Below are 26479 nucleotides of genomic sequence, written 5' to 3' on the forward strand. Positions count from 1 at the left end.
AATATCAGATGGCGACGCTCTCAGTTCTGCCAGTTACACGACCAGATTTCATCAATCCTTCGTATCTGCGCATCAAAAGATAACTTTCAATTTGTTGAAGCGTATCCAAAACAACGCCAACCATAATAAGCAAGGATGTTCCTCCAAAGAAGTGAGCAAAGTCAGTCGAAACTCCTAACAAACTCGCAAATGCCGGCAATATCGCAACAAGAGCAAGCATCAAAGAGCCTGGAAATGTAATCCTATCGAGTATCGAACTAATGTATTCGGATGTCTGCTGACCAGGTTTTACCCCGGGAATAAATCCACCACCCCTCTTCATATCATCAGCAATCTGCTGCGGATTTACCGATATCGCGGTATAGAAGAATGTAAATACAATGATCAAAAACGCAAACAGCAAGTTGTATTGCCAGGTCGTATAGTTTGCAAAAATTGTAGCAACATTACTAGCAAAATCACTCTTCTCAGCAAAGTAGGACGCTCCTAATGAAGGAATAAACATCAACGCTTGTGCAAAAATAATCGGCATTACACCAGCTGCATTCAATTTCAAAGGCAAATACTGACGTTGTCCACCCATTACACGGCTACCAACGACTTGCTTTGCATACTGAATAGGTATTCTGCGAACCGCCTGGGTAAGCATTACGGCACCCATGATCACAAAATAAAGCGCAACAATTTCAAGTACAGTGATCAAAATTCCACCACTACCACGAGATACAAACTCTTTGTATATCGCGCCTGGAAATCTTGAAACAATCCCGATCATAATCAGCATAGATATACCATTACCGATCCCTTTATCCGTAATTCTCTCGCCCAGCCACATGCAGAACATTGTCCCCGCAGTCAAAACGAATACAGATGAAATAGAGAAAAGGCTTCGTGAAACCAATAATGCCTCATCAGGAACAGTAGTATTCAAATAAGCAGTCCCCTGAACCAATGTAACCACAATTGTTAGCACTCTGGTAATCTGGTTCAGCTTTTTACGACCAGATTCTCCCTCCTTTTGCATCTTTTGAAAATATGGCAAAGCCATTGTCAAAAGCTGAATTGCAATAGAAGCCGAGATATAGGGCATAATACCCAATGCAAAAATCGAGGCCTTACTGAACGCACCTCCTAAAAAGGTATCCAGAAGGCCTAAAAGTCCCTGAGTGGAAACATTCATTTGATCCGGTTCAACGCCGGGCAAAGCCACGTAAGACCCCAAACGGAAAATCGTTATAAACAAAAGAGTGTTGAGAATTCGCGTTCTCAACTCTTCAATTGCAAATATGTGTTTTATAGTCTCTAAAAATCGTTTCATGTCGTGGGCTTACAATAGCTATTTGTTATAAACAACTTGTGCTTAATGCAAACAGCAAAATTATAGTTTAACCGCTTTGCCTCCTGCCTTTTCAATCGACTCAATTGCAGCCGCAGAAAAACCATTTGCCTGAACTTCGACAGCCGCTAAAATTTCGCCTCTATTCAAAATCTTCACAAGGTCTTTCTTTGCACACAAACCGTTTTCACGAATAAGATCCAAAGTGATTACAGAAGCATTCGTTTTTTCTGCAAGAGCCTGAATTGCGTCCAGATTAAGCGCTTTGAATTCAACTCTGTTAATGTTGTTGAACCCGAATTTAGGCAGACGTCTTTGAAGAGGCATTTGCCCTCCTTCAAAACCTACCTTACGGCTATATCCAGAACGTGATTGTGCTCCTTTATGTCCACGTGCAGCTGTTCCACCTTTTCCAGATCCCTGACCACGTCCAACACGCTTTCCTGTTTTTACAGATCCAGCAGCTGGTTTTAATGAACTAAGATTCATACTTGAAATATATGTTAGATTTCCTCTACTTTAATTAGATGGCTTACCTTACGGATCATACCCGCTATGGCGTCGCTATTTTCCTTCTCAACCGTTCTGTTCAACTTACCAAGACCTAAGGCCTTAATGGTAAGCTTTTGTCTTTCGGGACGATCGATTGTGCTTTTTACTTGTGTAATACGTACTTTTGACATGATCACTCAGAGATAAGGGAATAATCCGGAGGACTATCCGTTGAATACTTTGTCCAATTTAACACCGCGTTGAAAAGCAACCTGATGAGGAGCTCTCATTTTCAATAAAGCATCGATTGTTGCCTTAATTACGTTGTGAGGATTTGAAGATCCTTTAGACTTAGCAAGTACATCTTTGATCCCGGCACTTTCAAGTACCGCACGCATCGGTCCACCAGCAAGAACTCCTGTTCCAGGTGCAGCTGGCTTGATCAATACAAAACCTCCGCTGAATTTACCTTCCATCTGGTGAGGAACAGTATGTTTAAGCATTGGAACTTGAATTAGATTCTTCTTAGCGTCATCAATGCCCTTGGCGATTGCATCCGTAACTTCGTTTGCTTTGCCAAGTCCGTATCCTACAACACCGTTTCCATCACCCACAACGACGATAGCCGAAAAGCTAAAACGACGACCACCCTTTACTACTTTTGCTACCCGATTGATCGCAACTACGCGCTCTTTCAAGTCCGATTCGTTAACCTTTGAAGGTTTTGTATTTGTAGACATAGTCTTTGTTATACTTAGAATTTCAGGCCACCCTCACGAGCTCCTTCGGCCAATGCTTTTACTTTACCATGATACAAGTATCCGTTTCTGTCGAAAACAACAGTCTGGACACCTGCTTCTTGTGCCTTTTCAGCAATCTTCTTACCAACCTGGAGAGCAGTGTCAACGTTAGCGTTTTCTTTTCTTCCACCCAGATCTACTGATGAAGCGCTCGCAAGCGTTACACCATTTATATCATCTATAATTTGCGCATAAATGCTGGTGTTAGAGCGGAAGACTGATAATCTCGGACGCTCAGAACTACCTTTCACTTTCTTACGAATGTGATATTTAAGGCGTTGTCTTCTATCTGCTTTTGCGGTAGCCATTTTCAAACTTGTCTTACTTGTTTATAAACTAATTCCGTGACTTACTACTTTTTAGAAGCAGATTTTCCAGCCTTACGACGAACAACCTCACCGACAAAACGAATACCTTTTCCTTTGTAAGGTTCAACCTTACGCAATGATTTGATTTTCGCTGCAACCGATCCTATCAGTTCCTTGTCAATTCCTTCTAAAATAACCTTGGGATTTTGTCCCTTTTCGGAAGTTGTTGTAAGCTTGATCTCTTCCGGAATAGCCATAAAAATATTGTGAGAATAACCCAATTGCAATTCCAGCACATTGTTTGCTGCACTTGCCTTGTAACCCACACCAATAATCTCTAACTCTTTCTTATATCCGGCATCTACTCCGATCACCATGTTGTTGATCAAAGATCTGTACAAACCATGCAGTGCTTTGTGACGCTTCTGCTCAGTTGGACGACTTACTTTAAGTTCACTACCTTCAATCTCAACGCTGATGTCGCTATCAACTGTCTGATGCAGTGTACCCTTTGGTCCTTTTACTGATACTACATTACCTTCTGCAACTGATACAGAAACACCTGCCGGCAAAACGATAATTTTATTTCCTATACGTGACATTTCCTGAATAACTTTTAAATATTAATACACGAAACATAACACTTCCCCGCCAACATTAAGCGTTTTAGCCTCCTTGTCAGTCATTACACCCTTAGATGTTGAAATGATGACAGTTCCTAAACCACCCAATACGCGTGGTAATGTTGATGAACCTGAATATTTACGAAGTCCAGGCTTACTAACCCTCTCCAATTTCACAATTGCAGATTGCTTTGTCACAGGATTGTATTTCAAAGCTATTTTGATTACACCCTGAGGGCCTACTTCGTCAAATTTATAACTCTGAATATACCCTTTATCAAAAAGTACCTTAGTTATTTCTTTTTTAATGTTGGATGCAGGTATCTCAACAACCCTGTGCTTCGCTTTGATAGCGTTTCTGAGTCTCGTCAGATAATCTGCTATGGGATCCGTTAACATTTTTATGCCTAGTTTAAACACCCCTTTGAAACGGGAGTGCAAAGTTAAGTAATTGAAATCAGAATTGAAAGTATTCTTACCAACTTGATTTTGTAACACCCGGAATCTTGCCGTCAGAAGCCATATCCCGGAAACAAACTCTGGAAATTCCGAATTTCCGCATATAACCCCGAGGCCTTCCCGTGATTTTGCACCTGTTATGCAAACGTACAGGAGAAGAGTTACGTGGTAATTTATCTAAACCAACCCAATCACCAGCAGCTTTCAATTTCGTCCGCTTTTCAGCAAACCTAGCTACTAAGGCTTCTCTTTTTCTCTCCCGTGCTTTAACTGATTCTTTTGCCATTGTCGGTAAATATCTTATATTAAGAATTATCCTTGTTTGTTCGCATTTGTAAATGGCATACCCAATGCCTTCAACAACTCATAACTTTCTTCGTCAGAATTGGTAGAAGTGACAAATGTGATATCCATACCGGTAATTTTATTTACCTTTTCTATACTAATCTCAGGGAAAATGATTTGCTCTTTAACACCGAATGTATAATTTCCGCGTCCGTCAAATCCTTTGTCACTGATACCTTTGAAGTCTCTAACCCGAGGCATTGCAATTGCTGTCAAACGGTCAAGAAACTCATACATACGATCGCCGCGAAGTGTAACCTTTGCTCCAATCGGCATGTTTTCACGCAACTTGAAGTTCGAAACCGCTTTTTTGGAAATTGTCGCGATTGCTTTTTGACCAGTGATCTGGCTCAATTCCTCAACACCAGTGTCAACCAGCTTTTTGTCTGCTACTGCTGCTCCAATTCCTTTGTTAATAACAATCTTTGTCAAACGAGGAACTTGCATCACTGACTTGTACTGAAATTTATCTTTCAGTTGCGAAACAACTTCGCTTACATACTTTTCTTTTAATCTCGGCTGTGCCATCTTTTTGAAGATATTATTGTGGATTACCGACCCACCGTTTATATTCTATTCCAAGTTCAATACGAACAGGGAATTACAAAATATTTCCTGTCTTTTTAGAAAAACGCTGAAGTTTTCCTTTGTCATCAGCTTTGCGACCAGTTCTGGTTGCTTCGCCAGTTTTAGGATCAACTACCATCAAGTTACTGATGTGAATTGCACCTTCACGCTTTTCAATGCTTCCTTGTGGAGTTTGTGCATTAGGCTTAACATGCTTTGTAATCATGTTTACGCCTTCCACAACAGCTCTAAGCTTTTCAATATCCACTTTCTTGATAACACCAGTCTCGCCTTTTGCATTGCCTGAGATCACCTTTACAGTATCTCCTGTGCGAATGTGCAACTTAGCTGGTGCCTTTTTATTTTTGCTTTCCATTTTAGATATTCTCTTATCAGTTCAAAGAAATACTAGAGTTTCGATTTCTTACAACACCTCAGGTGCCAATGAAACGATCTTCATGAATTGCTTTTCACGCAATTCACGTGCAACCGGTCCAAAGATACGAGTACCACGTGGCTCGTCGTTGTTGTTTAACAAAACAGCTGCGTTATCTTCAAATCTGATGTAGGTTCCATCCTTACGGCGTACTTCTTTTTTTGTACGAACCACAACGGCTTTTGAAACCGTTCCTTTTTTCATATTGCTCGAAGAAAGAGCTGATTTTACTGTTACGACGATTTTATCGCCTACTGAGGCATAGCGTTTGCCAGTTCCGCCAAGTACACGAATTACGAGTACTTCCTTCGCTCCACTGTTGTCTGCTACCGACAGTCTTGATTCTTGCTGTACCATTGTTACTTAGCTCTTTCAAGGATTTCTACTAATCTCCAACGCTTACTTTTACTAAGCGGACGTGTTTCCATCACGCGGATCGTATCACCGATACCTACCTGATTGGTTTCGTCATGCACCATAAGCTTGGTAGTTTTAGTCATAAACTTACCATACTTGGCATGCTTCACTTTACGCTCCACAGTGATCACGCAGGATTTCTCCATTTTGTTGCTCACTACTTTGCCAACTCTTTCTTTACGCAAATTTCTTTCTGTTGCCTCCATAATTTCTAAACTGATTTACTGTTGGTTACTTTTAGCCGACAGCTCGGTTAAGAGTTTTGCAATTTCCTTACGCGAGGTACGAATACGCAAAGGGTTTTCGATTGGTGAAATCGCATGTGCGAACTTCAACCGTAACAAGCGCTCCCGCTCCTGGGCGATCTGCTCTTTAAGTTGATCCTGCGACAGATCCTTTATTTCTTTACTAGTCATTGCTTTAAATAATTAGCGTTCTTAATAACATTCGGGTTAATTCGCTTCTTGATAATCCCGACGTACCACGAACTTGGTTTTGATTGGCAACTTTTGTGCAGCCAAACGCAATGCTTCGTTAGCGGTATCTAATGTAACACCAGTGGCTTCGAAGATGATCGTTCCCGGCTTAACTGGCGCAACCCAATATTCAGGAGCTCCTTTACCTTTACCCATACGAACTTCCGCTGGCTTCTTAGTAATCGGCTTGTCAGGGAATACACGAATCCAAACCTGCCCTTCGCGTTTCATCGCACGGGTTACTGAAATACGTGCTGCCTCAATTTGACGTGCGGTTAACCAACCTGGTTCAAGCGCTTTGATAGCAAAAGAACCAAATGCGATTTCATGTCCGCGAGTAGCCAAACCATTGTATGAGCCCTTGCCTTTTTGTTGCTTGCGAAATTTTGTCCTTTTCGGCTGTAACATGATTTTAATCTATTTGACCCGATACGAAATCGGAAAATGTCTGATTACTTCTTCTTATTTCTATTGTTGGTGTTGCCGCCAGCATTGCGTTTGCGACGATCTGCTTCGCTTCCGCCGCCACCGCCTTCACCACGAGGTGCTCCACCATCACGGCCACCGCCTCTGCGATCTCTTCCGCCACGGTCATTGCCGCCACGATCATTACCGCCAGATGCACTTCTTTCTGCTCTGTCAGATGCTGCTGTTGCCGCGCTTGGAGTCAAATCTCTCTTGCCGTAAAGCTCTCCTTTGAAGATCCATACCTTAATACCGATTTTTCCGTAGATCGTTTGTGCCTCAGAGATTGCGTAATCGATGTCAGCTCTCAATGTATGCAAAGGAATTCGTCCCTCTTTGTATTCCTCAGTACGGGCCATTTCGGCTCCACCAAGACGTCCAGCAAGACGGATTTTAATTCCCTGTGTTCCAACCCGCATAGCCGAAGCGATTGATTGCTTCATTGCTCTACGATAAGAGATACGAGCCTGAAGTTGTTGAGCGATTGCCTCGCCGACCAATTTCGCATCGATCTCAGGACGTTTGATCTCATAAATGTTGATCTGAACGTCTTTACCTGTGATCTTTTTAAGCTCTTCTTTGATTTTATCCACCTCGCTACCACCTTTTCCGATTACAATACCCGGACGGGCAGTGTGGATGGTCAATGTGATACGTTTCAATGTTCTTTCAATAACTACTTTAGAGATCGATCCTTTTGGGATACGTGCTTTGATGTAATTACGGATTTTCTCGTCCTCAACTAACTTATCAGAGAAGTCTTTTCCTCCATACCAACTTGACTCCCATCCTCTAACAATTCCTAGTCTCAGACCTATAGGATTAACCTTTTGTCCCATTCGATATAGATCGTTTTACTTATGATTCGGTGATTACTGATTCTTTGTCTGCGCTTGCGATAGAAGCAGAAGCATCGTCAATCACGATTGTGATGTGGTTCGAACGCTTACGGATTCTATGTGCTCTTCCTTGCGGTGCAGGGCGCAAACGCTTTAACATACGTCCACCGTCAATAAATACGGTTTTGACAATAAGATCAGCGTCTTCCAGCTTCGCATCTTCATTCAGTTGTTGCCAGTTAGCAACTGCAGAAAGTAAAACTTTGTGCAATACCGGTGAAGAAGCTCTCGGTTGAAACTTTAATAGTGCCAACGCCTTGCTGACCTTTTGTCCGCGAATCATGTCGGCTACTAACCTCATTTTGCGAGGAGAAGTAGGCACATCTTTTAATATAGCTCTTGCTTCCATGTTCTTTCAGATATAGGCTCGTTCCTGTGACAGAACCAGCTATCGTCGACTAATTATTTTCTACCTTTATCTTTTTTTGCTGTGTGGCCACGGAAGTTACGTGTAGGAGAAAATTCTCCCAGTTTGTGACCAACCATATTTTCAGTCACATACACAGGAATGAACTTGTTTCCGTTATGCACTGCGAATGTATGCCCGATAAAATCCGGCGATATCATTGAGCGTCGTGACCAGGTTTTGATTACTGATTTCCGAGAGGCGCTGTTCATCACAGTCACTTTGTTCTCAAGACGAAAATCGATATATGGTCCTTTTTTTAATGAGCGTGCCATGTTATACTATTATTTTTTACGACGGCTGATAATCAATTTCTCAGAATGCTTGTTGCGATCACGAGTCTTAAGTCCTTTAGAGAACTGTCCGTTTCTTGATCTAGGCTGGCCCCCTGATGAGCGACCTTCACCACCACCCATTGGGTGATCGACTGGGTTCATTGCAACACCACGTACACGTGGACGGCGACCTAACCAGCGACGACGACCTGCTTTTCCTAATGCAACATTCATGTGGCTTGCATTAGAAACTGTTCCAACTGTTGCGATACAAGTTGAAAGTATCATACGCATTTCGCCAGAAGGCATTTTCAAAACTGCGTATTTTCCTTCCCTCGCAACAAGCTGAGCATAAGCTCCTGCGCTACGTGCAAACTGACCACCTTTACCAGGAGTCAACTCGATATTGTGAACAATTGTACCAATTGGCATAGAACCTAATGGAAGCGCATTACCAACTTCCGGTGCTACTGAACTGCCTGAAACAATTATTTGTCCCACTTTCAGTCCGTTTGGAGCAATCACATATCTTTTTTCTTCATCTTCAAACTGCACCAACGCAATACGCGCTGAACGGTTTGGATCGTATTCAATTGAAATTACTGTGGCTGGCGCATCGAAACGATTTCTTTTGAAATCAATTACACGATACTTTCTTTTATGTCCGCCACCTATATGTCGCATGGTCCTGTGTCCCTGGCTATTACGACCACCTGTTCTTTTGATGGTTTCCAGAAGACTCTTTTCAGGTTTCGCCGTTGTGATCTCCTCGAATGTAGGAGCGGAGCGGAAACGCTGACCAGCACTTGTCGGTTTTAATTTTTTAACTGCCATTTGCTATTAACTCGTCAAAGATTTGAATCGCTCAACTATTCTTATGCTTCACCGTAGATATCGATGATTTCACCTTCAGCTACTGTTACGATAGCCTTTTTGATAGTTGAAGTTTTTCCACTTACAAACTTACCACCCGATGTACGGGATTTGCTTTTACCAATGCTGCGCATTGTATGAACGCTTTCTACGGTAACCCCGAACAGTTTCTCAATAGCCTTTTTGATCTCTACTTTATTAGAAGTAAGGGACACTTCGAAGGCATATTTTCCTTGACCACCCTGAGCCGTTACCTTTTCGGTTATAATCGGACGTTTCAGTACACTCATGATTATTTGTTCAATTGGGTTTCCAAAATAGACAGAGCAGATTCACTTATCAAAAGACGGTCTGCATACATCAGGTCATACGTGTTGACCGCGTCCACCGTCGTAACTCTTGCTTTTGGAATGTTACGGCTTGACAGATATACATTGCTGTCAACAGATGGAAGAATAAGGAGTGTTTTGGTGTTCACTAATGCAAGTGAATTCAAAACATTCAAATAAGATTTAGTTTTTGGTGCATCAAATGAAAATGCTTCAAGAACTGAAATCGAATCAGATTTCGCTTTTGCAGAGAAAGCTGACTTACGAGCCAAAACTTTAACTTTTCTATTGATCTTGAAACCGTAGTCACGAGGTCTTGGTCCGAATATACGACCACCACCTACAAACACCGGAGATTTAATGCTACCAGCACGAGCTCCACCAGTTCCTTTTTGTTTCTTGATCTTACGTGTAGAGTGATTAATCTCTGCACGTTCTTTTGATTTGTGTGTTCCCTGACGTTGGTTAGCCAAGTATAACTTCACATCGAGATAGATCGCGTGCGTATTAGGTTCGATGCCAAAAATTTCTTCAGACACACTTACCTTCTTGCCGGTATCTTCTCCTTTTATATTTAATACGGACAGTTCCATCGGTGCTATTTCTCAATGATTAGAAATGAATTCTTTGAACCAGGTACTGAGCCACTAACAACCAGAAGGTTCTGCTCAGGGATCACTTTCAGAATACGTAAATTCTGAATTTTTACACGATTGTTACCCATGCGTCCACCCATGCGAATGCCTTTAAATACACGTGATGGGAATGAACAAGCACCAATCGAACCTGGGTGACGCGCTCTGTTGTGCTGACCGTGAGTCTGACCACCTACCCCTGCGAATCCATGGCGTTTTACAACACCTTGAAAACCGCGGCCTTTGGCAGAACCAACTACGTCAACAAACTCGCCTTCTTCAAAGATATCCGTAACAGATAATGAAGTTCCAAGTTCATGTTCCACTTCGAATTCCTTAAACTCAACCACTTTTTGTTTGGGAGTTGTACCGGCTTTCTTGAAGTGGCCAATCATAGGCTGGGAAGAACTTTTCTCTTTCTTTTCACCAAAACCTAACTGAATAGCTTTATAGCCATCCTTTTCTTCGGACCTAACTTGTGTAACAACACAAGGACCAGCTTGAATTACAGTACATGCCAGAGCCTGCCCGTCAGCATTGTACAAACTAGTCATTCCGATTTTCTTACCAATTAAACCAGACATGTTTTGAAATTAAAATTAGCAGGTAAAGACCCTTATTCTTTAAAACGGACTGCAAAGGTATGAAATCAAATTCACGCATCCTAGCAGCTTTAAAATATTTCTCGCTGATAATCAGCAAAAAAGGTCAGATGAATTGAACCATCTGACCTCATTTTTTGAGAACTGGCGAATGATGCATTAAATGCACGAACATTCGGCTGTTTTCTGAGCTCAGATGTGGTTTCCGGAAACGGACCTTCATCCAATTGATGTCTTTGGCTTAACTGAATAAGCCCTTATTACTATACTTTAATCTCTACGTCAACACCGCTTGGCAATTCAAGCTTCATCAGTGCATCAACAGTTTTTGCACTTGTAGAGAAAATGTCTACCAAACGTTTGTAAGTACAAAGCTGGAATTGCTCACGTGACTTCTTATTAACGTGTGGAGAACGAAGAACAGTGAATTTCTCAGTCTTAGTTGGCAAAGGAATTGGACCGCTAACGATAGCACCAGTTGCCTTTACAGCTTTAACAATTTTCTCAGCTGACTTATCAACCAGATTGTGGTCGAAAGAGCGAAGTTTGATACGGATTTTTTGATTCATCTTATTTTATTATTTCCGGTTCTGAGAACACTTGAACGAAACGAGTTTCGACAATCCACAGGCGAAAGAACCATTTACTTCGCCAGCTTCTATATAAAAATGATCCGTTACCAGCTGCTGCTGATAGCGGATCAGATCAATTTATGCTTTAACTAAACCTTTTGCTTTTTCAATTACGCTTTCTGCGATGTTGTTAGGAACGATCTCATAGTAAGCGAATGTCAGAGATGCTGTTGCACGTCCAGATGACATGGTACGAAGATCAGTAACATAACCGAACAATTCAGAAAGAGGCACATCACATTTGATAACCTGAGCACCATTACGTGAATCCATTCCTCTCATTACACCACGACGACGGTTAAGGTCACCAGTGATTGGTCCTGTGTATTCATCAGGTGTAAGCACTTCAACGTGCATAATCGGCTCCATCAATTTCGAACCTGCATGACGCGCAGCTTCTTTGAAACCAATTTTTGCTGCAAGTTCAAATGACAGCGCATCTGAATCGACATCGTGGAAAGATCCGTGGAAAATACGCACTTTCATCGAATCCAATGGATATCCTGCAAGTGCACCATTTGACATGGATGCTTCAAAACCTTTCTGGATCGGAGCGATAAATTCACGAGGAATAGTACCACCAACAATCTGATTCACAAACTGCAAACCTGTTTTTGGTTCTTTGCCTTCTTCATTATCATCGCGTGGTCCGATTTCGAATACAATATCAGCAAATTTACCACGACCACCTGTTTGTTTCTTATAAACTTCACGGTGCTCATAGTTCTTAGTAAGAATCTCTTTGTAAGCAACCTGTGGAGCTCCTTGATTTACTTCTACTTTGAATTCACGACGCATACGGTCGATGATGATTTCAAGGTGAAGCTCACCCATTCCTTTAATGATCGTTTGACCAGTTTCCTCGTTACTTTCAACTTGCAACGTAGGATCTTCTTCGATCAATTTGGTGATTGCCTTAGAGAAGTTATCGCTGTCAGCAGCTTTTTTAGGCTCGATAGCGTAACCAATTACCGGCTCAGGGAACACCATTGATTCAAGAACGATTGGGTTCTTTTCGTCAGATAAAGTATCTCCTGTTTTGATATCCTTGAAACCTACAACTGCACCAATATCACCCGCTTCAAGACGATCAATTTGATTTTGCTTGTTAGCGTGCATTTGGAAGATACGAGAGATACGCTCCTTGTTTCCTGAACGGTTGTTCAAAACATAAGAACCTGAATCAAGATATCCGGAATAAGAGCGGATAAAGCAAAGACGTCCTACATAAGGGTCAGTTGCAATTTTAAACGCCAGTGCGCAGAATGGATCTGAATCCGTTGGCTGACGTGAGATCTCATTTCCGGTGCGAGGATCTGTTCCAACAATGCTTTCGCGATCTTGCGGTGAAGGCAAAATAGCCATCACGTAATCAAGCATCGTTTGAACACCTTTATTTTTGAATGAAGAACCGCAAACCATAGGAACGATTTTCATGCTGATCGTTGCTGCACGCAAAGCTGCAAGAATTTCGTCTTCTGAGATTGAAGTAGGATCTTCAAAATATTTTTCCATCAAAGTGTCGTCGAATTCGGCAACAGCTTCAAGCAATTTTTCTCTCCACTCAGTTGCTTCTTCAAGCATATCGTCAGGAATAGGAACTTCTCTGAAAGTCATTCCTTTATCTTCTTCATTCCATTCGATACCACGGAAGTTAACCAAGTCAACTACGCCACGGAAAGTATCTTCAGCACCGATAGGCAATTGAAGAGGAACAGCGTAGCTTCCAAGCATTTCTTTAACCTGCGTACAAACTTTCAAGAAGTCTGCACCTGAACGGTCCATTTTATTTACGAAACCGATACGGGCTACATTATAGTTGTTAGCCAGACGCCAGTTTGTTTCAGACTGAGGTTCAACACCGTCAACTGCACTAAAAAGGAATACAAGACCATCCAACACACGAAGAGAACGGTTTACTTCAACTGTGAAGTCAACGTGTCCCGGTGTATCGATAATATTGATATGATATTTTTCACCACGGTAATTCCAGTCAACTGTTGTTGCAGCTGATGTAATAGTGATACCACGCTCCTGCTCCTGCTCCATCCAGTCCATTGTAGCTGCACCATCATGCACTTCTCCAATTTTGTGGCTTACCCCTGCGTAATAAAGGATACGCTCCGTTGTGGTTGTCTTACCCGCATCAATGTGCGCAGCAATACCAATGTTTCTTGTTAATCTTAGATCACGTGCCATGACAAATGGTGATGTGTTATTTTATATTCGATGTGCAATTCACTCAGAAGCAATTTGAACTAAAAGAGGATGGCGAAAACGCACTACTTCCAAAAATTCAGAGCGCAAAAGTATAAATTGTTGATTATAAAAACAATTATGTAAAGGTTAAATTTCAGAAAAATCTTAAATAAAAATCGGAAGCCCGGGTAAACCGAACTTCCGACTGTATTCAATATTCTGCAACGACTAGAATCTAAAGTGCGAGAACGCTTTGTTGGCATCAGCCATACGGTGCGTGTCATCTTTCTTCTTAACAGCAGCTCCTTCACCTTTTGCAGCAGCGATGATCTCACCAGCAAGACGGTCAACCATTGTTTTTTCTCCGCGCTTACGGGAATAGTTGATCAACCATTTCATGCCCAAAGACTGCTTACGCTCAGGACGAACTTCGGTTGGAACCTGGAAAGTAGCACCACCTACACGACGGCTTTTTACTTCCACAGATGGAGTTACATTGTTCAATGCTTTTCTCCAGGTTTCAAGACCGCTTTCGCTAGTTTTTTTCTCAACAATCTCCAATGCATCATAGAAAATAGTGAATGCAATGCTTTTCTTTCCTTCAAACATTAGGTTGTTAACGAACTTAGTAACCTGAACGTCCCTGAACTTTGGATCAGGAAGGATATATCTTTTCTTTGGTTTCGACTTTCTCATTTTAACTTAAAATTTTACACGAGGTTTCGTTTTGCAACTTATTCACCCAGGCTATTAGCTTGGATTACTTCCCTTTTATCAGATTAATTCCTTAATAAAAGCAGAGAGAGTTACTTTTTATTTCTTTTTACCTTTTGTTGGTGCTGCTGCAACTTGTCCTGGTTTTGGACGCTTAGCACCATATTTCGAACGACGTTGCTTACGGCCATTCACACCAGCTGTATCCAATGCACCACGGATAATGTGGTAACGCACACCTGGCAAATCCTTAACACGACCACCGCGGATCAAAACGATCGAGTGCTCTTGCAAGTTGTGGCCTTCTCCTGGGATATAGGCATTCACCTCCTTGTTGTTTGAAAGACGGACACGGGCTACTTTACGAAGTGCTGAGTTCGGTTTTTTAGGCGTTGTCGTGTACACCCTGGTGCACACACCCCTACGCTGAGGGCAAGAATCCAAAGCCGGTGACTTTGATTTCCATGTAATGGTCTCTCTACCTTTACGGACTAATTGTGAAATAGTTGGCATTTAACAAATTGATTTTGATCTGGTTAATGCACCAGTCTATTGTTTTGAAAACAGTTTTCCCGAAAAATCGGACTGCAAAAGTAACAGTCTCACATTGATTTACAAAACGTTACTTTCTTTTTTTCCAAAATCCATTTGAACAAATAAGCATTGTAATGCCAAAATGCAGGACGAACATGCTTATATTGCTCAGCGCATCCCTGCCAAACGATTAACAGGCTTGATTTTAGCCCAAAGAAGAATAAATAAAAATCTTAGCCTTTCATATCCGGAATTTTATTTCCAAACGTTGTTTATTAGTATTGTTTATCAAAAAACCAGTGTGCGCGTCAAATCATTTGATTTTATACTTTACATTATGAAACTTTCCCGGCGTTACTTTACCCTCATAGTTAGCCTCTTTACTATATGTGCTTATTTATCCGGCTGTAACTCAGCCATGCAGGCCTACAAAGACGGGCAAAAGAAATTTGAAAACGGTGAATATGATCTGGCTATAAAAGCATTTGAAAAGGCTGCCGCTGCGAATATAGAGCCCGTACAAACCGATTATCTGATTGCCGAATCCTATCGCTTGTCCAACCGTTTCAAAGAATCTATTCCTTTTTATAAGAAAGCCATTGACGCCGGTATCAATAAGCCTGATGCCCGGTTTCAGTATGCCTATGCATTGAAAACGGCTGGCCAGTATGAAGAAGCGTCCAACCAGTTTGCTTCCTATGCCAAGGACACTGCCGGCGTTCAAAGTTTGCAGGACAGAGCATTGCGTGAAGTTGAGATTCTTAAAATTGCGGATCGCTTGCGTACAACAAAGATGGAGGTTGAAGCCAAAGCAATCCCGCTCAACACGCCCGGATCTGAATTTTCACCGACCATATTAGGTAACGAACTTGTTTTTTCTTCATCCAAAAAAGAAAAGGTTTACAAAAATAATGGCCAGCCTATGCTGGGCCTTTACAAAGTTTCAGTTTCAGAAGATGCTGGTGCTACACAAGGCACGCCGGTTTTGCTGAGCAATGATATTTTTGATGCAGACGCTAATGAGGCTTCACCCGCATTTTCTCCGGACGGAAAGACATTGGTGTTTGCACGCGGCAACACAGGTAAGAAAAACGGCGCTGTGGATGTAGATCTGTATTTAAGCCGCAATGTGAACGGACAGTGGACTACGCCCGCCATTTTACCTATCAATGATTCACTGGCCTGGGACGGTTCGCCTGCTTTTTCCCGTGATGGCAAAACATTGTATTTCGCTTCAAACCGTGCTGGCGGCGCAGGCGGCATTGACCTTTACCGCACCAATATGGATGCATCGGGCCGGTTCAGCAAGCCTGTAAATATGGGTAAGGACATTAATACAGCTGGTGACGAAATGTTCCCTTATGTGGCCGAAGGTGGAAAGCTCTATTTTGCTTCTGACGGCCATCCTGGGCTCGGAAAGCTTGATCTTTTCTCAGCAACGCGCACGCAGGGCGTTATTTCGATTGAAAATTTAGGTTTGCCGTTTAATAGTCCTCAAGATGATTTTGGGCTTGTGTTTTATAAAGACTTGAACAAAGGTTTCTTCTCGTCCAACCGCGAGGGTGGCAAAGGAGACGACGACATTTATTATTTCTCCGGCCCGGAAGAAGAGGATAGCACTACGGTCGCTAAAAACAACGATCCGAATGATCCTCTGAATCCTAATAACCCGAAATACATCAATGGCAAGCCAAAGGTTGTAAGATACTTCCTGGCTGGAAATGTGATCGCCAACGGAACATCGACGCCGATCGATTCTGCAGTCATTCGCATTCTGCCAGACACCTCTGATACTGAAATTGCGCAATTGCCTTCCAATTCAGAAGGGAAATTTGGCAAACAGCCTGTTGAAGAAGGCAAGTCGTACAGCCTTTTGGTTCAGCGCAAAGGATATATCAGCAGACGCGAGCCATTTTCGATGGACGGTCGTTCGATCCCTCCAATCTTCCTGACAAAAGAATTAACCGACACCACATTCAATGTGACAATTAAGCTCGATAAGCTGGAATTGAACAAGACATTTGTTCTCGAGAACATTTATTACGATTTGAACAAATACAACATTCGCCCGGATGCGGCCATTGAGCTGGATAAGCTTGTGCAGATCCTGAAAGATAATCCTACGATGAAAATCGAGCTGAGCTCTCATACGGATGCGCGTGCAACGGACGCCTATAACATGACGCTTTCACAAAACAGGGCAGAATCGGCCGTGACTTATCTTAATACAAAGGGAATAGATGCCGACCGGATGGTTGCCAAAGGTTATGGCGAGCGCGAACTCATCATTCCGAATGCCAAAACCGAGGAAGAACACCAGCGCAACCGGAGAACGGAATTCACGATCCTGAGTTACTAACATTTGCCAAATATTATAGAAGCCCGGTCCCGGCAATGCCCTGGACCGGGCTTCTTTGGTTATGCCCAGGTTCAAATTTTGTATGTTTGTATTTTTAAAATTCGATTTTCAGATTATTTAGTTAGTATTAATGGCTCAGCGAATCATCTATTGGTTTAGAAATGACCTGCGTTTACGCGATAATGAAGCACTTTTTTCTGCTGTCGCATCAGCAAGTGAAATTTTACCCGTTTACGTTTTCGATCCACGGCAATTCGATAAGACAAGATTAGGCTTCCGCCGCACAGGCGCCATGCGGGGACAATTTTTAATCCAGTCCGTCGTCGACCTCAGGAACCGTTTAAGACAAAAGGGAGGCGATCTCTTGATACGCATAGGCGAACCCGAAAAGATCATTGCGCGACTTGCGGAAGAATACAATGCCGAATATGTTTATACGAGCAAAGAAATCGCTCCCGAAGAAACGCGCATCGAATCTTCCCTGAGCAAAAATCTCAAAACGGTTAACATTGACATTAAGCTCTTCTGGATGGATACGCTGATGCATGCCACATCATTGCCGTTCCCGATTGCAAAGCTTCCAGCCAACTTCGTTTCTTTCGCAACGCGAATTGAAAATGCCCTGAAAGTAAAAGAACCGCTTCCCGAACCCGGAAAAGTAACATTACCGGCTGATTATGACGCGGGCTCCATCCCGATCCTGGCACAAATAGGCGTTGATCCCGATGAAATGGAAAATGCCGATGAACAAAATATCAGCCAGGGAGGTGAATCTGTCGCATTAACAGTGTTGGAAAAATATCTGGCCGACTATATAAAGGAAGGAAAGAGCTACGAAAGCGCCGATCCGCTTACCGATACGCGTCTGTCGGACTGGCTTTCGTTGGGCTGCATTTCCGCCAGATACATTTACTCTCAGGTAAAAAAAGTGCAACCAGCTGACGCGGAAGATGTTGCTATGCTCGAAAACTTGCTTTCACGAGACTATTTCCACTGGACTTTGCTGCGTTTTGGGCCAAGAATGTTCAAGCCGAGCGGTGTACAGCACCAGTTTCTCCGCCGCTGGCAAAATGACAATGCATTATATGAAACCTGGACAAACGGGCAGACAGCTGATTCTCAAGTAAACACATTGATGAAAAAGCTTAAACAAACCGGCTTCTTGACCTCCGACGAGCGCACCCTATGCGCCGATTATCTGGTGAATGTGCTGAATATTAACTGGACCTGGGGGGCGATGTATTTCGAAAGCCACCTCATGGATTACGAAGGTTCCGTCAACTGGGGACGCTGGAATAATATTGCTGGTGTAGGAGAAAACTGATGCCAAAGGGTCAAAATTGTGGAAAAAACCTATTATCCGGTATTAAGTGTGTACAAAATCCGCCTCGACCCGGTCATGTAGTTTTTCTAAAGGATTTTGCTAGCTTTGGGCAACTTTGAAGTAAATTCATTAACTCTAAACTGAATATAAAATGTCAAAAGGACTCATTGCCGTTATTGTCGTAATTCTTATTTTCGGATTCGTTGGCTGCGGTAAATATAATGGCCTGGTAAGTAAAGACGAGGTTGTAAAAGAATCATGGGCGAAGGTGGAAAGCCAGTATCAGCGTCGCGCGGATCTTATTCCGAACCTGGTAAGCACTGTTAAGGGAGCCGCAGATTTCGAGAAAGGAACATTAACAGCCGTAATCGAGGCGCGTAGCAAGGCAACACAAACTACTATTAATGCAGGAGATCTTACGCCGGAAAACATCGCGAAATTCCAGGGCGCACAAGATCAGTTGAGTGGAGCACTGTCCCGACTGCTTGTAACGGTTGAGCAATATCCGCAACTAAAAGCAAATCAGAACTTTCTTGATCTTCAGGCGCAGTTGGAAGGAACAGAAAACCGCATCACGGTAGCCAGAAACGATTTCAATACGGTTGTGAAGGATTACAACCAGGAAGTGCGCACATTCCCTAACAATCTTTTTGCGGGCATCTTCGGATTCTCTCAAAAGGGTTATTTCACAGCGGCAGCTGGTTCGGACAAAGCTCCAACCGTGCAATTTTAGAAAAAGCACATTGGTTCTTTAAGTACTAAAACCAGATCATCATGGCCACAGATCCACTCTTTTTTAATGAAAAGGAGCAGCAGCTTATCATTGAAGCAATTCAGCAAGCTGAAAAACAAACATCCGGCGAAGTAAAGGTGCATATCGAAAAGAAATGCCCTGATCCGGATGTGATGGAGCGGGCCAAGGAAGTCTTCCTTTTTCTGAATCTTGATAAAACAGCAGAACAAAACGGGGTGCTTTTTTACCTGGCATATGAAGACCGTAAGTTCGCTGTTTTAGGAGATAAAGGAATTGATGCGAAGGTTACCGCTGATTTCTGGAATAGTACAAAAGATCTTCTCCGGCAATATTTTTCAAACGGGCAGTATTCGGAAGGGCTTGCAAAAGGAATCGCAGAAGCCGGTTTTCAATTGAAAAAGCATTTTCCCTACCAATCTGGCGACATCAACGAACTACCGGACGATATTTCGTTCGGGCACTGATCTATGAAGAAAGCCCTCATTATTTTTTGTCTGATCTGCTTCACATTCCTACGTGTGGCAGCGCAGGATATACCCAAAAGGCCCAATCCTCCGCGGCTGGTGAATGATCTTGCCAATCAGCTTAGTGCAAGCGAAGAGGCACAGCTGGAACAGAAACTCGTTGCCTACAATGACTCCACTTCCTCGCAGATTGTGATCGTTATTGTGCCTACAACTGGTGACTACCCATTGGCGGATTATGCATTGAAGCTTGGCCGGGAATGGGGTGTCGGACAAAAAGACAAAGACAACGGAATCGTGTTGCTATGGGCGCCCACAGACCGGAAAGTGTACATTAGCACTGGTTATGGGCTGGAAGGTGCCATTCCCGATGCCATTGCCAAAAGGATCATTTCACAGGTGATCACGCCCAAATTCAAAAACAATCAGTTTTATGAAGGTTTGGATGAAGGCGTGGACATGATTTTCAAATACGCGACCGGCGAATACAAAGCCGATCCCAAACAGGCTAATGACGACGAATCATCCTCACCATTGCTGATCTTCGTAATCATATTTGTCGTGATTATGATCTTCATGTTCCGAAACCGTAATAATGGTGGCGGCAGAGGCGGACGCGGCGGTTTGGGCGGATTTGGCGGACCGATCATTTGGCCATATACTACCCATTCCGGGGGAGGAAGCTTTTCCGGGAACTGGGGCGGAGGTGGCGGAGGCGGAGGTGGTTTTGGAGGATTCGGAGGGGGAAGCTTTGGTGGCGGAGGCGCAGGAGGAGATTATTAAGTTGCTATTAAAGAGTTAGTTATAAAGCAATTGATATTTAAAAGGAAGGCCTTATGCAAATTTGCGTAAGGCCTTCCTTTTTTGCATTTAATGCTTATCCGATAACGTATAGTGTTGGCATAGTTTTTTGACATTATCCATTAATTATTTTATTTAACCTAAACAAAATTATATGGAAAGGAAGAATAATACCGGTCTATTGGTCGGGTTGATCCTTATGACAATTCTTGCGGCAGTATTTGGTTATCTATACTACAATGAGCGCAATATCACTAATAAGCAGGAAACAGATCTGCAATCTCGTGTAAACGAGCTCGCATCAGCAGAAATCAAGCTCGATTCTATTTCGAAACAACTCGACGCACGTATCCAGGAAGTTCAGGGATTGGGTGGCGACATTGAGGAGTTGCAGAAAGTGAAAGCAGCCCTCGAAAATGACCGTATTGCATTGCGTAAAGGCAATGTTACCATGGGCAAAAAAGTGAAAGAGTATGAAGCGTTTCTGAACAAAAAAGACGAAGAAATTGCGCAGCTCAGAGAAGAGAACCAGCAGCTGATCAGCCAGAACGAAACCTTGGTTCAGGAGAAAACAACACTGGAAACGACCAAACAGGCCATCAGTGATTCCCTTTCAGGTGTAGTTTCCAAAAACACCGAACTGGAATCCAAAGTTACAATGGCTGCAGCATTGCGCGCACGGAACGTGAAGGTTTATGCTGTTTCGTCCAAAGGAAAAGTGAGAGAAGGCGAAAATGTGAAAGCCAAAAGAGTGGATAAGGTCCGGGTTGATTTTATTCTTGAAAAAAATCCATTGACTGCGGCAGATAACAAAACCATTTATCTGCGTATCATTGATCCATCCGGAGCAACAATCTCGGACACGAAAACCGGATCCGGCGTATTTGACTATAATGGCCAGGAACAAGGATATACCATTAGTAAGGATGTATCTTATACCAATAATAACCAGGACGTAAGTATTCTTTATGACAGGGATGCGTCATTTGCGTCGGGAAAATACACGATCGAACTTTACTCAGAAGGTTTCTCAATTGGAGAAGGCTCGTTCTCAGTGAAGTAAGGATGTAAATAACCTAATTTTATGTAAATGCGGTAACTGGCCCGATGTGGCTGGTTACCGCATTTATTTTATCCGTTTATTTATATTTATCGTTATTTCATATCTTGTGCTATCATTTTTTCAAAAAACAGCCCGCTAAACCAAATAAAACACTTCTCTTCTATGTCTGCACAGATTTCCCAAAAGCACCCCACAGGCTTATATGTCCTTTTTTTCGCGGAAATGTGGGAGCGGTTCAGCTACTACGGGATGCGTGCAATCCTCTTACTTTTTCTCCTCGACGCTGTACGCGGCGGGATGGGCATGAACGCAGGCGAAGCAGCCGCGATTTATGGCTTATATACTGCATCTGTATACTTGCTGACACTGCCTGGTGGGTGGCTTGCAGATAATATTTTGGGGCAGAAAAAAGCCATTTGGTATGGCGGGATCGTGATCATGCTGGGCCACATTATCCTGGCAATTCCAGGCGGCAGCACGCTATTCTTTTTAGGGCTCACGACAGTGGCTGTCGGAACCGGCTTATTGAAACCAAACATCAGCTCGATCGTAGGCGAGCTTTATCCCGAGGGCGGTGCGCGGCGTGATGCAGCATTCTCCATTTTTTATATGGGCATTAACCTCGGCTCGTTCCTTGGAATTGCCATTGTAGGTTATCTCGGAGAGCGGGTAAGCTGGCATATGGGCTTTGGAGCAGCCGCCATTGGAATGCTTCTTGGATTGATCGTTTTCCGCTACGGAAGCGCCCGCTATCTTAAGGGAATGGGTGACGTGCCACCAGCCAGGATCGCTACGGCCGAATCCGATGCGCAAAACGGAGCCAACAAAAGGCTCGGTTACTTTTTCATCGGCGCACTCGTAGTGCTGCTGATCGTCTTGCAAACTTCCGGCGTGCTCGATATGACCACCGCGCAGGGGCTGGCAAAAGGTGCCGGTGTGATCATTGTCATTATTTCTGCTTCCTACTTCCTCTTTATATTGTTTGCCGGGGGCCTTACCCGCGTGGAGCAGTATCGCGTTGTGGTGTTGATCATCCTGTTCCTGGCCATAGCGCTTTTTTGGGCGGGTTACGAACAGGCCGGAACATCGCTTCAGATCTTCGCCGAGCGGCATACCCAGCGTGTTATTGGCGGATGGGAAGTGCCGTCCAGCTGGTTCCAGAACTTCCAGCCTACTTTCGTGCTTCTTTTCGCGCCTGTCCTGGCAAGCCTGTGGATATATCTGTCATCAAAAAACCTTAACCCATCCATTCCCGTCAAATTTGCGGCTGGATTGATCTTGTTGGGTTTGAGCTTCTTTGTAATGGTTGCCGCTTCCAACATTGCGGTAACCGGCCAGCTCGCTTCTCCTTTGTTCCTCACATTTACTTATTTCCTGCACACGATCGGAGAATTGTGCGTAAGCCCGGTCGGACTGAGCTCTTATACGAAACTGGCCCCCAAGCGATATGTAAGCCAATTGATGGGTATCTGGTTTGTAGGCGCGTCGCTGGGTAACCTCATTGCCGGGATCTTCGCAGGAGGGTTTGATGAAGAAAACATTATGCAAATGCCTGCCTTGTTCAACCAGGTCGCTATTATTACAACCGTGTTCGGCTTTATCCTGCTTATTTTCTGGAAGCCTATAAAAGGCTGGATGGGCGGAATCTCGTAATCAACAAATTAACATTCAATACACTACAAATGAAATTAGCCAATTTATGTTATTCGGCACTGGCATTCTCGCTTGCGATGACGGCCTGCAAAAAAGAGAATGATCAGGAATCCACCCGTGAAAAAGTGCCTGGTTTTGATATCAGCTCGCTTGATTCGACGGTGAAAGCTTGCGATGATTTTGACACTTATGTAAATGGTGGCTGGAAAAAAGCGAACCCGATTCCCGGAACGGAAAGCCGCTGGGGCGCTTTCAATGTGTTGGATAAGGAAAACAAAGAGGTAAGGTTAAGAGGCATTATAAACGAAATCGTCAAGCTCGAAGATCGTAAGAAAGGAAGCGAGGAACAGCAAATTGCGGATTATTACCAATCCTATCTGGACACCGTCACCATTGAAAAACGTGCTATAACACCATTAAAGCCGTACTTGGATAAAATAAATGGCGTGCAGTCCCTTAAAGACCTTGCATCGGTTTCAGGAGAATTGCAAAAGGTTGGTGTTTCTTCGGTTGTGGGCTTAGGCGTGGATGCGGATCTGAAAAACAGTAAAATCAATGTCCTGTATCAAGGGCAGGACGGCCTGAGCCTGGGCGAGAGAAGTTACTACGAACGGACAGATTCGAGCACAGTGAAAGTACGCGAGGAGTTTGTGAAACATGTGGATAAAATGTTCTCGCTGGCAGCATTTGCGGATCCTAAACCAGGGCAAACGATCCTGGATTTTGAGACGAAACTGGCGAAGCTTCAACTAACAAATGTTGAGCTGCGCGATCCGGTAAAGACTTATAACAAAATGTCTTTCAAAGGTTTCCAGGCACTCGTTCCAGATTTTGATGTTGAAACATTTGCCGGCAAGCAAGACATCAAGACGGACAGCATTGTTGTCCAGAACAAAGCTTACCTGGAAAATGTAAACAAACTGCTCAAAGCCACGCCGATTGCCACATTAAAGCTTTATACCAAATGGCAGCTTCTGTCACGGTTCGCGGGATATCTCCCCAAAAGCTTTGACCAGGAGAATTTCCGCTTTTTCAGCACCGTTATGCGCGGCACAAAACAGCAGAAAGCAAGAGTGGAACGCGCTATCCGTTCAACGGATGGCCTGTTAGGAATGCCTTTGGGAAAATTGTTCTCTAAAAAATACTTCCCGGAGGAAGATAAGAAGAAGGTTTCGGAAATGATCGAAAACGTCCGCACGGTGTACGGCGAGCGTATTGACAAACTTTCCTGGATGGGCGATTCTACCAAGGCGAAGGCCCACAAAAAATTGAAAGCATTCACCTACAAAATCGGCTATCCTGATAAATGGAAGGATTACTCGTCCATTGAAGTGGTAAAAGATAAGCTTTTTGAAAATGTGATTGCAGCGTCGCTTTACGCGCATAAGGAGGAGATCGACAAAATAGGAAAGCCGGTGGATAAGGCCGAATGGCTGATGACGCCGCAAACAGTGAATGCCTATTACAATCCGCTCAATAACGAAATCGTGTTCCCTGCCGGGATTTTGCAGCCGCCATTTTACAACCGCGATGCCGACGATGCCATTAACTACGGCGGCATCATTGCCGTTATCGGTCACGAATTCACGCACGGTTTCGACGATCAGGGATCGCAGTTTGACGATGAGGGAAATCTTAAAAACTGGTGGACACCTTCTGATAGGGCTAACTTTGACAAGCTGACAAAGAAATACATCGACTATTTCAGCGGCATTGAAGCATTACCCGGATTTAAAATCAACGGTGCATTAACGATCGGCGAGAATGTTGCCGACCTGGGTGGATTAACATTGGCTTACTATGCATTGGAAAAATCCCTGAAAGGCAAAGCGGAGCCCGCTCCTATCGACGGTTTCAACTGGAAACAACGCTTCTTCCTGGGCTGGGCGCAGGTTTGGCATATGAACACGACCAACGAAGCATTGCGAAACCAGGTGCAAACCGACCCACATTCACCCGCAAAAGATCGTATCAATGGCCCTATGCCGCATTTGAAAGAATTTGAAGCCGCATGGAACTGCGCACCAAATAGCAAAATGATCCTGCCCGATTCAGCCCGGATTGTGATCTGGTAAGCTATTTGCCTGCAACATATCTGTTGCGATAAACACTTGGACTACACCCCTTAGCCTGCCTGAATTGGCGGGCTATATTTTTACTGTCTGTGAGCCCCATATCCAGCGCAATTTCAAAAACCGACATATCCGTATCGAGCAGTTTTTGGGTAAATTTCTCAATGCGCAGGTTGAAAATGTATTTATAAATCGGATAACCCGTAATTTCAAGAAAGCGCTTTTCCAGCGCACGGCGGGACAACGGAACCTGCTTAACAACCTCATCTACGTGCAGGTTTTTATCAATGTTCTGATGAATGTATTTTAATGATGACGCGATATGATCATCATTGGTAGCATAAATATCCGTGGAATGCCTTGTAATAACCTGAACCGGCTTTACAATGATATCATAATAATGGGCCGTGCCATGCTTGATCATGTGATCGAGCAATTTGGCAGCATCGTAACCACCTTTTTCTGCATCCAATGCAATGCTCGACAGTGGCGGATCTGATAAATCGCAGATCATTTCGTCATTATCCACACCCAAAACAGCAACTTCTTCGGGAATGCGGATTCCCAATTGCCGACAGGCCTCGGTAATGTGCTGCCCCTGGTTATCGTCGCAGGTCATGAGGCCGATGGGCTTCGGCAGCGATTTCAGCCAGCGGCTCAGCGAGCTGGGCTTATAATACCAAAGCTCTGTGGAACGCGCCTTTTTGTGCTCAAAATAATGAACCTTATGCCCGCGCTTTTTCAGCCTTTCCTCAAATCCCTCAGCCCTCTCTCTCGACCACACAATGTCGTTGAATCCGTAAAAAGCGAAGTTGGTAAAACCTTTTTTGAGAAAATAATCGGCGCCGAGCTGCCCGGCTTCGTGATAGCCACCGGTAATGTTGGGAATTTCAGCAAAACGCTCTTTGAAATCCTGCGCTATAACGGGAATCCCCGCCTGCACTATTTTTTCAATGTCCTTATTATAAAGCTGTCCCACGATGCCATCGGCTTTCCATTCCAGCGCCCATTTCAAAATCCCGTCGATCCCCACTGTTTCGCGGTGAAAAAGAGGCATCCGGCAAAAGATCCAGGGCCCGAATTCCTTCGAATACGTGTTGATTCCCTTCATCAGGCTCTTGCTGTATTCTTCGGCGAAGTCAAGGAGAAGTATTATTTTATACATCA

34 protein-coding genes are annotated in these 26479 nt (G+C 43.6%); 8 read left to right on the top strand and 26 right to left on the bottom strand.

Translation table 11 applies throughout. The annotated features are described in order from the left end of the window. Positions 1 to 4: 4 nt before the first annotated feature. The 25 genes from secY to rpsL all read right to left on the bottom strand — a co-directional run bounded on the left by secY (position 5) and on the right by rpsL (position 14801). A complete protein-coding gene (gene secY, locus NFI80_RS15335; protein WP_026631245.1) occupies positions 5 to 1318 on the bottom strand; it encodes a preprotein translocase subunit SecY in 1314 nt (437 codons plus the stop codon). A 60-nt stretch (positions 1319 to 1378) separates the two neighbouring features. Then, a complete protein-coding gene (gene rplO, locus NFI80_RS15340; RefSeq protein ID WP_235165119.1) occupies positions 1379 to 1825 on the bottom strand; it encodes a 50S ribosomal protein L15 in 447 nt (148 codons plus the stop codon). A 14-nt stretch (positions 1826 to 1839) separates the two neighbouring features. Beyond that, the gene (gene rpmD, locus NFI80_RS15345; RefSeq protein ID WP_026631243.1) at positions 1840 to 2019 is read right to left on the bottom strand and encodes a 50S ribosomal protein L30; all 180 of its coding nucleotides are present in this window, start codon (positions 2017 to 2019) and stop codon (positions 1840 to 1842) included. Positions 2020 to 2052: 33 nt separating this feature from the next. Beyond that, positions 2053 to 2568, bottom strand: coding sequence for a 30S ribosomal protein S5 (gene rpsE / locus NFI80_RS15350; protein WP_026631242.1), 516 nt, complete (start codon positions 2566 to 2568; stop codon positions 2053 to 2055). Between the two features lie 14 nt (positions 2569 to 2582). Further along, entirely contained in the window at positions 2583 to 2936 is a 354-nt protein-coding gene (rplR, locus tag NFI80_RS15355; protein ID WP_233795149.1) for a 50S ribosomal protein L18, read from the bottom strand. 44 nt (positions 2937 to 2980) lie between these two features. After that, entirely contained in the window at positions 2981 to 3538 is a 558-nt protein-coding gene (gene rplF / locus NFI80_RS15360) for a 50S ribosomal protein L6 (protein WP_026631240.1), read from the bottom strand. 21 nt (positions 3539 to 3559) lie between these two features. Further along, complete coding sequence (rpsH, locus tag NFI80_RS15365) at positions 3560 to 3958, bottom strand: 30S ribosomal protein S8 (RefSeq protein WP_026350532.1); 399 nt, start codon at positions 3956 to 3958, stop codon at positions 3560 to 3562. A gap of 76 nt (positions 3959 to 4034) precedes the next feature. Continuing rightward, positions 4035 to 4304 (bottom strand): 30S ribosomal protein S14, encoded by a 270-nt coding sequence (gene rpsN, locus NFI80_RS15370; RefSeq protein ID WP_084439692.1) that lies wholly within the window; start codon positions 4302 to 4304, stop codon positions 4035 to 4037. 26 nt (positions 4305 to 4330) lie between these two features. Further along, a complete protein-coding gene (rplE, locus tag NFI80_RS15375; RefSeq protein ID WP_026631239.1) occupies positions 4331 to 4891 on the bottom strand; it encodes a 50S ribosomal protein L5 in 561 nt (186 codons plus the stop codon). A gap of 73 nt (positions 4892 to 4964) precedes the next feature. Then, entirely contained in the window at positions 4965 to 5306 is a 342-nt protein-coding gene (rplX, locus tag NFI80_RS15380) for a 50S ribosomal protein L24 (protein WP_026631238.1), read from the bottom strand. Between the two features lie 48 nt (positions 5307 to 5354). Continuing rightward, entirely contained in the window at positions 5355 to 5723 is a 369-nt protein-coding gene (gene rplN / locus NFI80_RS15385; protein WP_026631237.1) for a 50S ribosomal protein L14, read from the bottom strand. A gap of 2 nt (positions 5724 to 5725) precedes the next feature. Continuing rightward, complete coding sequence (rpsQ, locus tag NFI80_RS15390) at positions 5726 to 5989, bottom strand: 30S ribosomal protein S17 (protein WP_026631236.1); 264 nt, start codon at positions 5987 to 5989, stop codon at positions 5726 to 5728. 15 nt (positions 5990 to 6004) lie between these two features. Beyond that, entirely contained in the window at positions 6005 to 6199 is a 195-nt protein-coding gene (rpmC, locus tag NFI80_RS15395; RefSeq protein WP_026631235.1) for a 50S ribosomal protein L29, read from the bottom strand. A gap of 36 nt (positions 6200 to 6235) precedes the next feature. Further along, complete coding sequence (rplP, locus tag NFI80_RS15400) at positions 6236 to 6667, bottom strand: 50S ribosomal protein L16 (RefSeq protein ID WP_026631234.1); 432 nt, start codon at positions 6665 to 6667, stop codon at positions 6236 to 6238. A gap of 44 nt (positions 6668 to 6711) precedes the next feature. Continuing rightward, positions 6712 to 7563: a 30S ribosomal protein S3 gene (rpsC, locus tag NFI80_RS15405; RefSeq protein WP_035361634.1), complete on the bottom strand. Its 852-nt coding sequence runs from the start codon at positions 7561 to 7563 to the stop codon at positions 6712 to 6714. A 19-nt stretch (positions 7564 to 7582) separates the two neighbouring features. Continuing rightward, positions 7583 to 7972 (bottom strand): 50S ribosomal protein L22, encoded by a 390-nt coding sequence (gene rplV, locus NFI80_RS15410; protein ID WP_082217007.1) that lies wholly within the window; start codon positions 7970 to 7972, stop codon positions 7583 to 7585. A gap of 53 nt (positions 7973 to 8025) precedes the next feature. Then, entirely contained in the window at positions 8026 to 8304 is a 279-nt protein-coding gene (gene rpsS, locus NFI80_RS15415) for a 30S ribosomal protein S19 (RefSeq protein WP_026631233.1), read from the bottom strand. Positions 8305 to 8313: 9 nt separating this feature from the next. After that, positions 8314 to 9138, bottom strand: a complete 825-nt coding sequence (rplB, locus tag NFI80_RS15420; RefSeq protein ID WP_235165120.1) for a 50S ribosomal protein L2 — start codon at positions 9136 to 9138, stop codon at positions 8314 to 8316. A 41-nt stretch (positions 9139 to 9179) separates the two neighbouring features. After that, positions 9180 to 9467, bottom strand: a complete 288-nt coding sequence (rplW, locus tag NFI80_RS15425; RefSeq protein ID WP_025764313.1) for a 50S ribosomal protein L23 — start codon at positions 9465 to 9467, stop codon at positions 9180 to 9182. Between the two features lie 2 nt (positions 9468 to 9469). Continuing rightward, on the bottom strand, positions 9470 to 10099 hold the full coding sequence (gene rplD / locus NFI80_RS15430; protein WP_233795148.1) for a 50S ribosomal protein L4: 630 nt from the start codon (positions 10097 to 10099) through the stop codon (positions 9470 to 9472). Positions 10100 to 10104: 5 nt separating this feature from the next. Further along, positions 10105 to 10725 carry a 50S ribosomal protein L3 gene (rplC, locus tag NFI80_RS15435; RefSeq protein ID WP_026631229.1) on the bottom strand — a complete coding sequence of 207 codons (621 nt, stop codon included), beginning with the start codon at positions 10723 to 10725 and terminating at the stop codon, positions 10105 to 10107. Positions 10726 to 11006: 281 nt separating this feature from the next. Further along, on the bottom strand, positions 11007 to 11312 hold the full coding sequence (gene rpsJ, locus NFI80_RS15440; protein WP_026631228.1) for a 30S ribosomal protein S10: 306 nt from the start codon (positions 11310 to 11312) through the stop codon (positions 11007 to 11009). Positions 11313 to 11453: 141 nt separating this feature from the next. After that, positions 11454 to 13574: an elongation factor G gene (gene fusA, locus NFI80_RS15445; protein ID WP_233795147.1), complete on the bottom strand. Its 2121-nt coding sequence runs from the start codon at positions 13572 to 13574 to the stop codon at positions 11454 to 11456. Between the two features lie 228 nt (positions 13575 to 13802). Then, complete coding sequence (gene rpsG / locus NFI80_RS15450; protein ID WP_026631226.1) at positions 13803 to 14270, bottom strand: 30S ribosomal protein S7; 468 nt, start codon at positions 14268 to 14270, stop codon at positions 13803 to 13805. A 117-nt stretch (positions 14271 to 14387) separates the two neighbouring features. Continuing rightward, positions 14388 to 14801 carry a 30S ribosomal protein S12 gene (rpsL, locus tag NFI80_RS15455; RefSeq protein ID WP_026631225.1) on the bottom strand — a complete coding sequence of 138 codons (414 nt, stop codon included), beginning with the start codon at positions 14799 to 14801 and terminating at the stop codon, positions 14388 to 14390. 358 nt (positions 14802 to 15159) lie between these two features. On the opposite strand from rpsL, the gene NFI80_RS15460 reads away from it, so the two are divergent. From NFI80_RS15460 to NFI80_RS15495, 8 genes are all read left to right on the top strand, one after another. After that, positions 15160 to 17181 carry a CHU_0125 family OmpA-like outer membrane integrity protein gene (locus NFI80_RS15460; RefSeq protein ID WP_445438750.1) on the top strand — a complete coding sequence of 674 codons (2022 nt, stop codon included), beginning with the start codon at positions 15160 to 15162 and terminating at the stop codon, positions 17179 to 17181. A gap of 130 nt (positions 17182 to 17311) precedes the next feature. Further along, entirely contained in the window at positions 17312 to 18505 is a 1194-nt protein-coding gene (locus NFI80_RS15465) for a deoxyribodipyrimidine photo-lyase (RefSeq protein WP_235165121.1), read from the top strand. A gap of 151 nt (positions 18506 to 18656) precedes the next feature. After that, the gene (locus tag NFI80_RS15470; RefSeq protein ID WP_026631223.1) at positions 18657 to 19238 is read left to right on the top strand and encodes a LemA family protein; all 582 of its coding nucleotides are present in this window, start codon (positions 18657 to 18659) and stop codon (positions 19236 to 19238) included. A 41-nt stretch (positions 19239 to 19279) separates the two neighbouring features. Next, complete coding sequence (locus tag NFI80_RS15475) at positions 19280 to 19723, top strand: TPM domain-containing protein (RefSeq protein ID WP_235165122.1); 444 nt, start codon at positions 19280 to 19282, stop codon at positions 19721 to 19723. A 3-nt stretch (positions 19724 to 19726) separates the two neighbouring features. Further along, on the top strand, positions 19727 to 20506 hold the full coding sequence (locus NFI80_RS15480; RefSeq protein ID WP_233795144.1) for a TPM domain-containing protein: 780 nt from the start codon (positions 19727 to 19729) through the stop codon (positions 20504 to 20506). Between the two features lie 172 nt (positions 20507 to 20678). Next, the gene (locus tag NFI80_RS15485) at positions 20679 to 21587 is read left to right on the top strand and encodes a DUF8428 domain-containing protein (RefSeq protein WP_233795143.1); all 909 of its coding nucleotides are present in this window, start codon (positions 20679 to 20681) and stop codon (positions 21585 to 21587) included. A gap of 162 nt (positions 21588 to 21749) precedes the next feature. Continuing rightward, complete coding sequence (locus tag NFI80_RS15490) at positions 21750 to 23240, top strand: peptide MFS transporter (RefSeq protein WP_235165123.1); 1491 nt, start codon at positions 21750 to 21752, stop codon at positions 23238 to 23240. Positions 23241 to 23269: 29 nt separating this feature from the next. Next, positions 23270 to 25315: a M13 family metallopeptidase gene (locus NFI80_RS15495; RefSeq protein ID WP_235165124.1), complete on the top strand. Its 2046-nt coding sequence runs from the start codon at positions 23270 to 23272 to the stop codon at positions 25313 to 25315. A 1-nt stretch (position 25316) separates the two neighbouring features. On the opposite strand, the gene NFI80_RS15500 is transcribed toward NFI80_RS15495, so the two are convergent. Continuing rightward, positions 25317 to 26477, bottom strand: a complete 1161-nt coding sequence (locus tag NFI80_RS15500) for an AraC family transcriptional regulator (protein WP_235156866.1) — start codon at positions 26475 to 26477, stop codon at positions 25317 to 25319. Positions 26478 to 26479: the final 2 nt, after the last annotated feature.

This window comes from Dyadobacter chenhuakuii (assembly GCF_023821985.2).
GTDB classification, from domain to species: Bacteria; Bacteroidota; Bacteroidia; order Cytophagales; family Spirosomataceae; genus Dyadobacter; species Dyadobacter chenhuakuii.

Excerpts from the sequence above, each read along its gene's own strand:
- secY (WP_026631245.1), bottom strand. The coding sequence starts at position 1,318 with ATGAAACGATTTTTAGAGACTATAAAACACATATTTGCAATTGAAGAG.
- rplO (WP_235165119.1), bottom strand. The coding sequence starts at position 1,825 with ATGAATCTTAGTTCATTAAAACCAGCTGCTGGATCTGTAAAAACAGGA.
- rpmD (WP_026631243.1), bottom strand. The coding sequence starts at position 2,019 with ATGTCAAAAGTACGTATTACACAAGTAAAAAGCACAATCGATCGTCCC.
- rpsE (WP_026631242.1), bottom strand. The coding sequence starts at position 2,568 with ATGTCTACAAATACAAAACCTTCAAAGGTTAACGAATCGGACTTGAAA.
- rplR (WP_233795149.1), bottom strand. The coding sequence starts at position 2,936 with ATGGCTACCGCAAAAGCAGATAGAAGACAACGCCTTAAATATCACATT.
- rplF (WP_026631240.1), bottom strand. The coding sequence starts at position 3,538 with ATGTCACGTATAGGAAATAAAATTATCGTTTTGCCGGCAGGTGTTTCT.
- rpsH (WP_026350532.1), bottom strand. The coding sequence starts at position 3,958 with ATGTTAACGGATCCCATAGCAGATTATCTGACGAGACTCAGAAACGCT.
- rpsN (WP_084439692.1), bottom strand. The coding sequence starts at position 4,304 with ATGGCAAAAGAATCAGTTAAAGCACGGGAGAGAAAAAGAGAAGCCTTA.
- rplE (WP_026631239.1), bottom strand. The coding sequence starts at position 4,891 with ATGGCACAGCCGAGATTAAAAGAAAAGTATGTAAGCGAAGTTGTTTCG.
- rplX (WP_026631238.1), bottom strand. The coding sequence starts at position 5,306 with ATGGAAAGCAAAAATAAAAAGGCACCAGCTAAGTTGCACATTCGCACA.
- rplN (WP_026631237.1), bottom strand. The coding sequence starts at position 5,723 with ATGGTACAGCAAGAATCAAGACTGTCGGTAGCAGACAACAGTGGAGCG.
- rpsQ (WP_026631236.1), bottom strand. The coding sequence starts at position 5,989 with ATGGAGGCAACAGAAAGAAATTTGCGTAAAGAAAGAGTTGGCAAAGTA.
- rpmC (WP_026631235.1), bottom strand. The coding sequence starts at position 6,199 with ATGACTAGTAAAGAAATAAAGGATCTGTCGCAGGATCAACTTAAAGAG.
- rplP (WP_026631234.1), bottom strand. The coding sequence starts at position 6,667 with ATGTTACAGCCGAAAAGGACAAAATTTCGCAAGCAACAAAAAGGCAAG.
- rpsC (WP_035361634.1), bottom strand. The coding sequence starts at position 7,563 with ATGGGACAAAAGGTTAATCCTATAGGTCTGAGACTAGGAATTGTTAGA.
- rplV (WP_082217007.1), bottom strand. The coding sequence starts at position 7,972 with ATGGAAGCAAGAGCTATATTAAAAGATGTGCCTACTTCTCCTCGCAAA.
- rpsS (WP_026631233.1), bottom strand. The coding sequence starts at position 8,304 with ATGGCACGCTCATTAAAAAAAGGACCATATATCGATTTTCGTCTTGAG.
- rplB (WP_235165120.1), bottom strand. The coding sequence starts at position 9,138 with ATGGCAGTTAAAAAATTAAAACCGACAAGTGCTGGTCAGCGTTTCCGC.
- rplW (WP_025764313.1), bottom strand. The coding sequence starts at position 9,467 with ATGAGTGTACTGAAACGTCCGATTATAACCGAAAAGGTAACGGCTCAG.
- rplD (WP_233795148.1), bottom strand. The coding sequence starts at position 10,099 with ATGGAACTGTCCGTATTAAATATAAAAGGAGAAGATACCGGCAAGAAG.
- rplC (WP_026631229.1), bottom strand. The coding sequence starts at position 10,725 with ATGTCTGGTTTAATTGGTAAGAAAATCGGAATGACTAGTTTGTACAAT.
- rpsJ (WP_026631228.1), bottom strand. The coding sequence starts at position 11,312 with ATGAATCAAAAAATCCGTATCAAACTTCGCTCTTTCGACCACAATCTG.
- fusA (WP_233795147.1), bottom strand. The coding sequence starts at position 13,574 with ATGGCACGTGATCTAAGATTAACAAGAAACATTGGTATTGCTGCGCAC.
- rpsG (WP_026631226.1), bottom strand. The coding sequence starts at position 14,270 with ATGAGAAAGTCGAAACCAAAGAAAAGATATATCCTTCCTGATCCAAAG.
- rpsL (WP_026631225.1), bottom strand. The coding sequence starts at position 14,801 with ATGCCAACTATTTCACAATTAGTCCGTAAAGGTAGAGAGACCATTACA.
- NFI80_RS15460 (WP_445438750.1), top strand. The coding sequence starts at position 15,160 with ATGAAACTTTCCCGGCGTTACTTTACCCTCATAGTTAGCCTCTTTACT.
- NFI80_RS15465 (WP_235165121.1), top strand. The coding sequence starts at position 17,312 with ATGGCTCAGCGAATCATCTATTGGTTTAGAAATGACCTGCGTTTACGC.
- NFI80_RS15470 (WP_026631223.1), top strand. The coding sequence starts at position 18,657 with ATGTCAAAAGGACTCATTGCCGTTATTGTCGTAATTCTTATTTTCGGA.
- NFI80_RS15475 (WP_235165122.1), top strand. The coding sequence starts at position 19,280 with ATGGCCACAGATCCACTCTTTTTTAATGAAAAGGAGCAGCAGCTTATC.
- NFI80_RS15480 (WP_233795144.1), top strand. The coding sequence starts at position 19,727 with ATGAAGAAAGCCCTCATTATTTTTTGTCTGATCTGCTTCACATTCCTA.
- NFI80_RS15485 (WP_233795143.1), top strand. The coding sequence starts at position 20,679 with ATGGAAAGGAAGAATAATACCGGTCTATTGGTCGGGTTGATCCTTATG.
- NFI80_RS15490 (WP_235165123.1), top strand. The coding sequence starts at position 21,750 with ATGTCTGCACAGATTTCCCAAAAGCACCCCACAGGCTTATATGTCCTT.
- NFI80_RS15495 (WP_235165124.1), top strand. The coding sequence starts at position 23,270 with ATGAAATTAGCCAATTTATGTTATTCGGCACTGGCATTCTCGCTTGCG.
- NFI80_RS15500 (WP_235156866.1), bottom strand. The coding sequence starts at position 26,477 with ATGTATAAAATAATACTTCTCCTTGACTTCGCCGAAGAATACAGCAAG.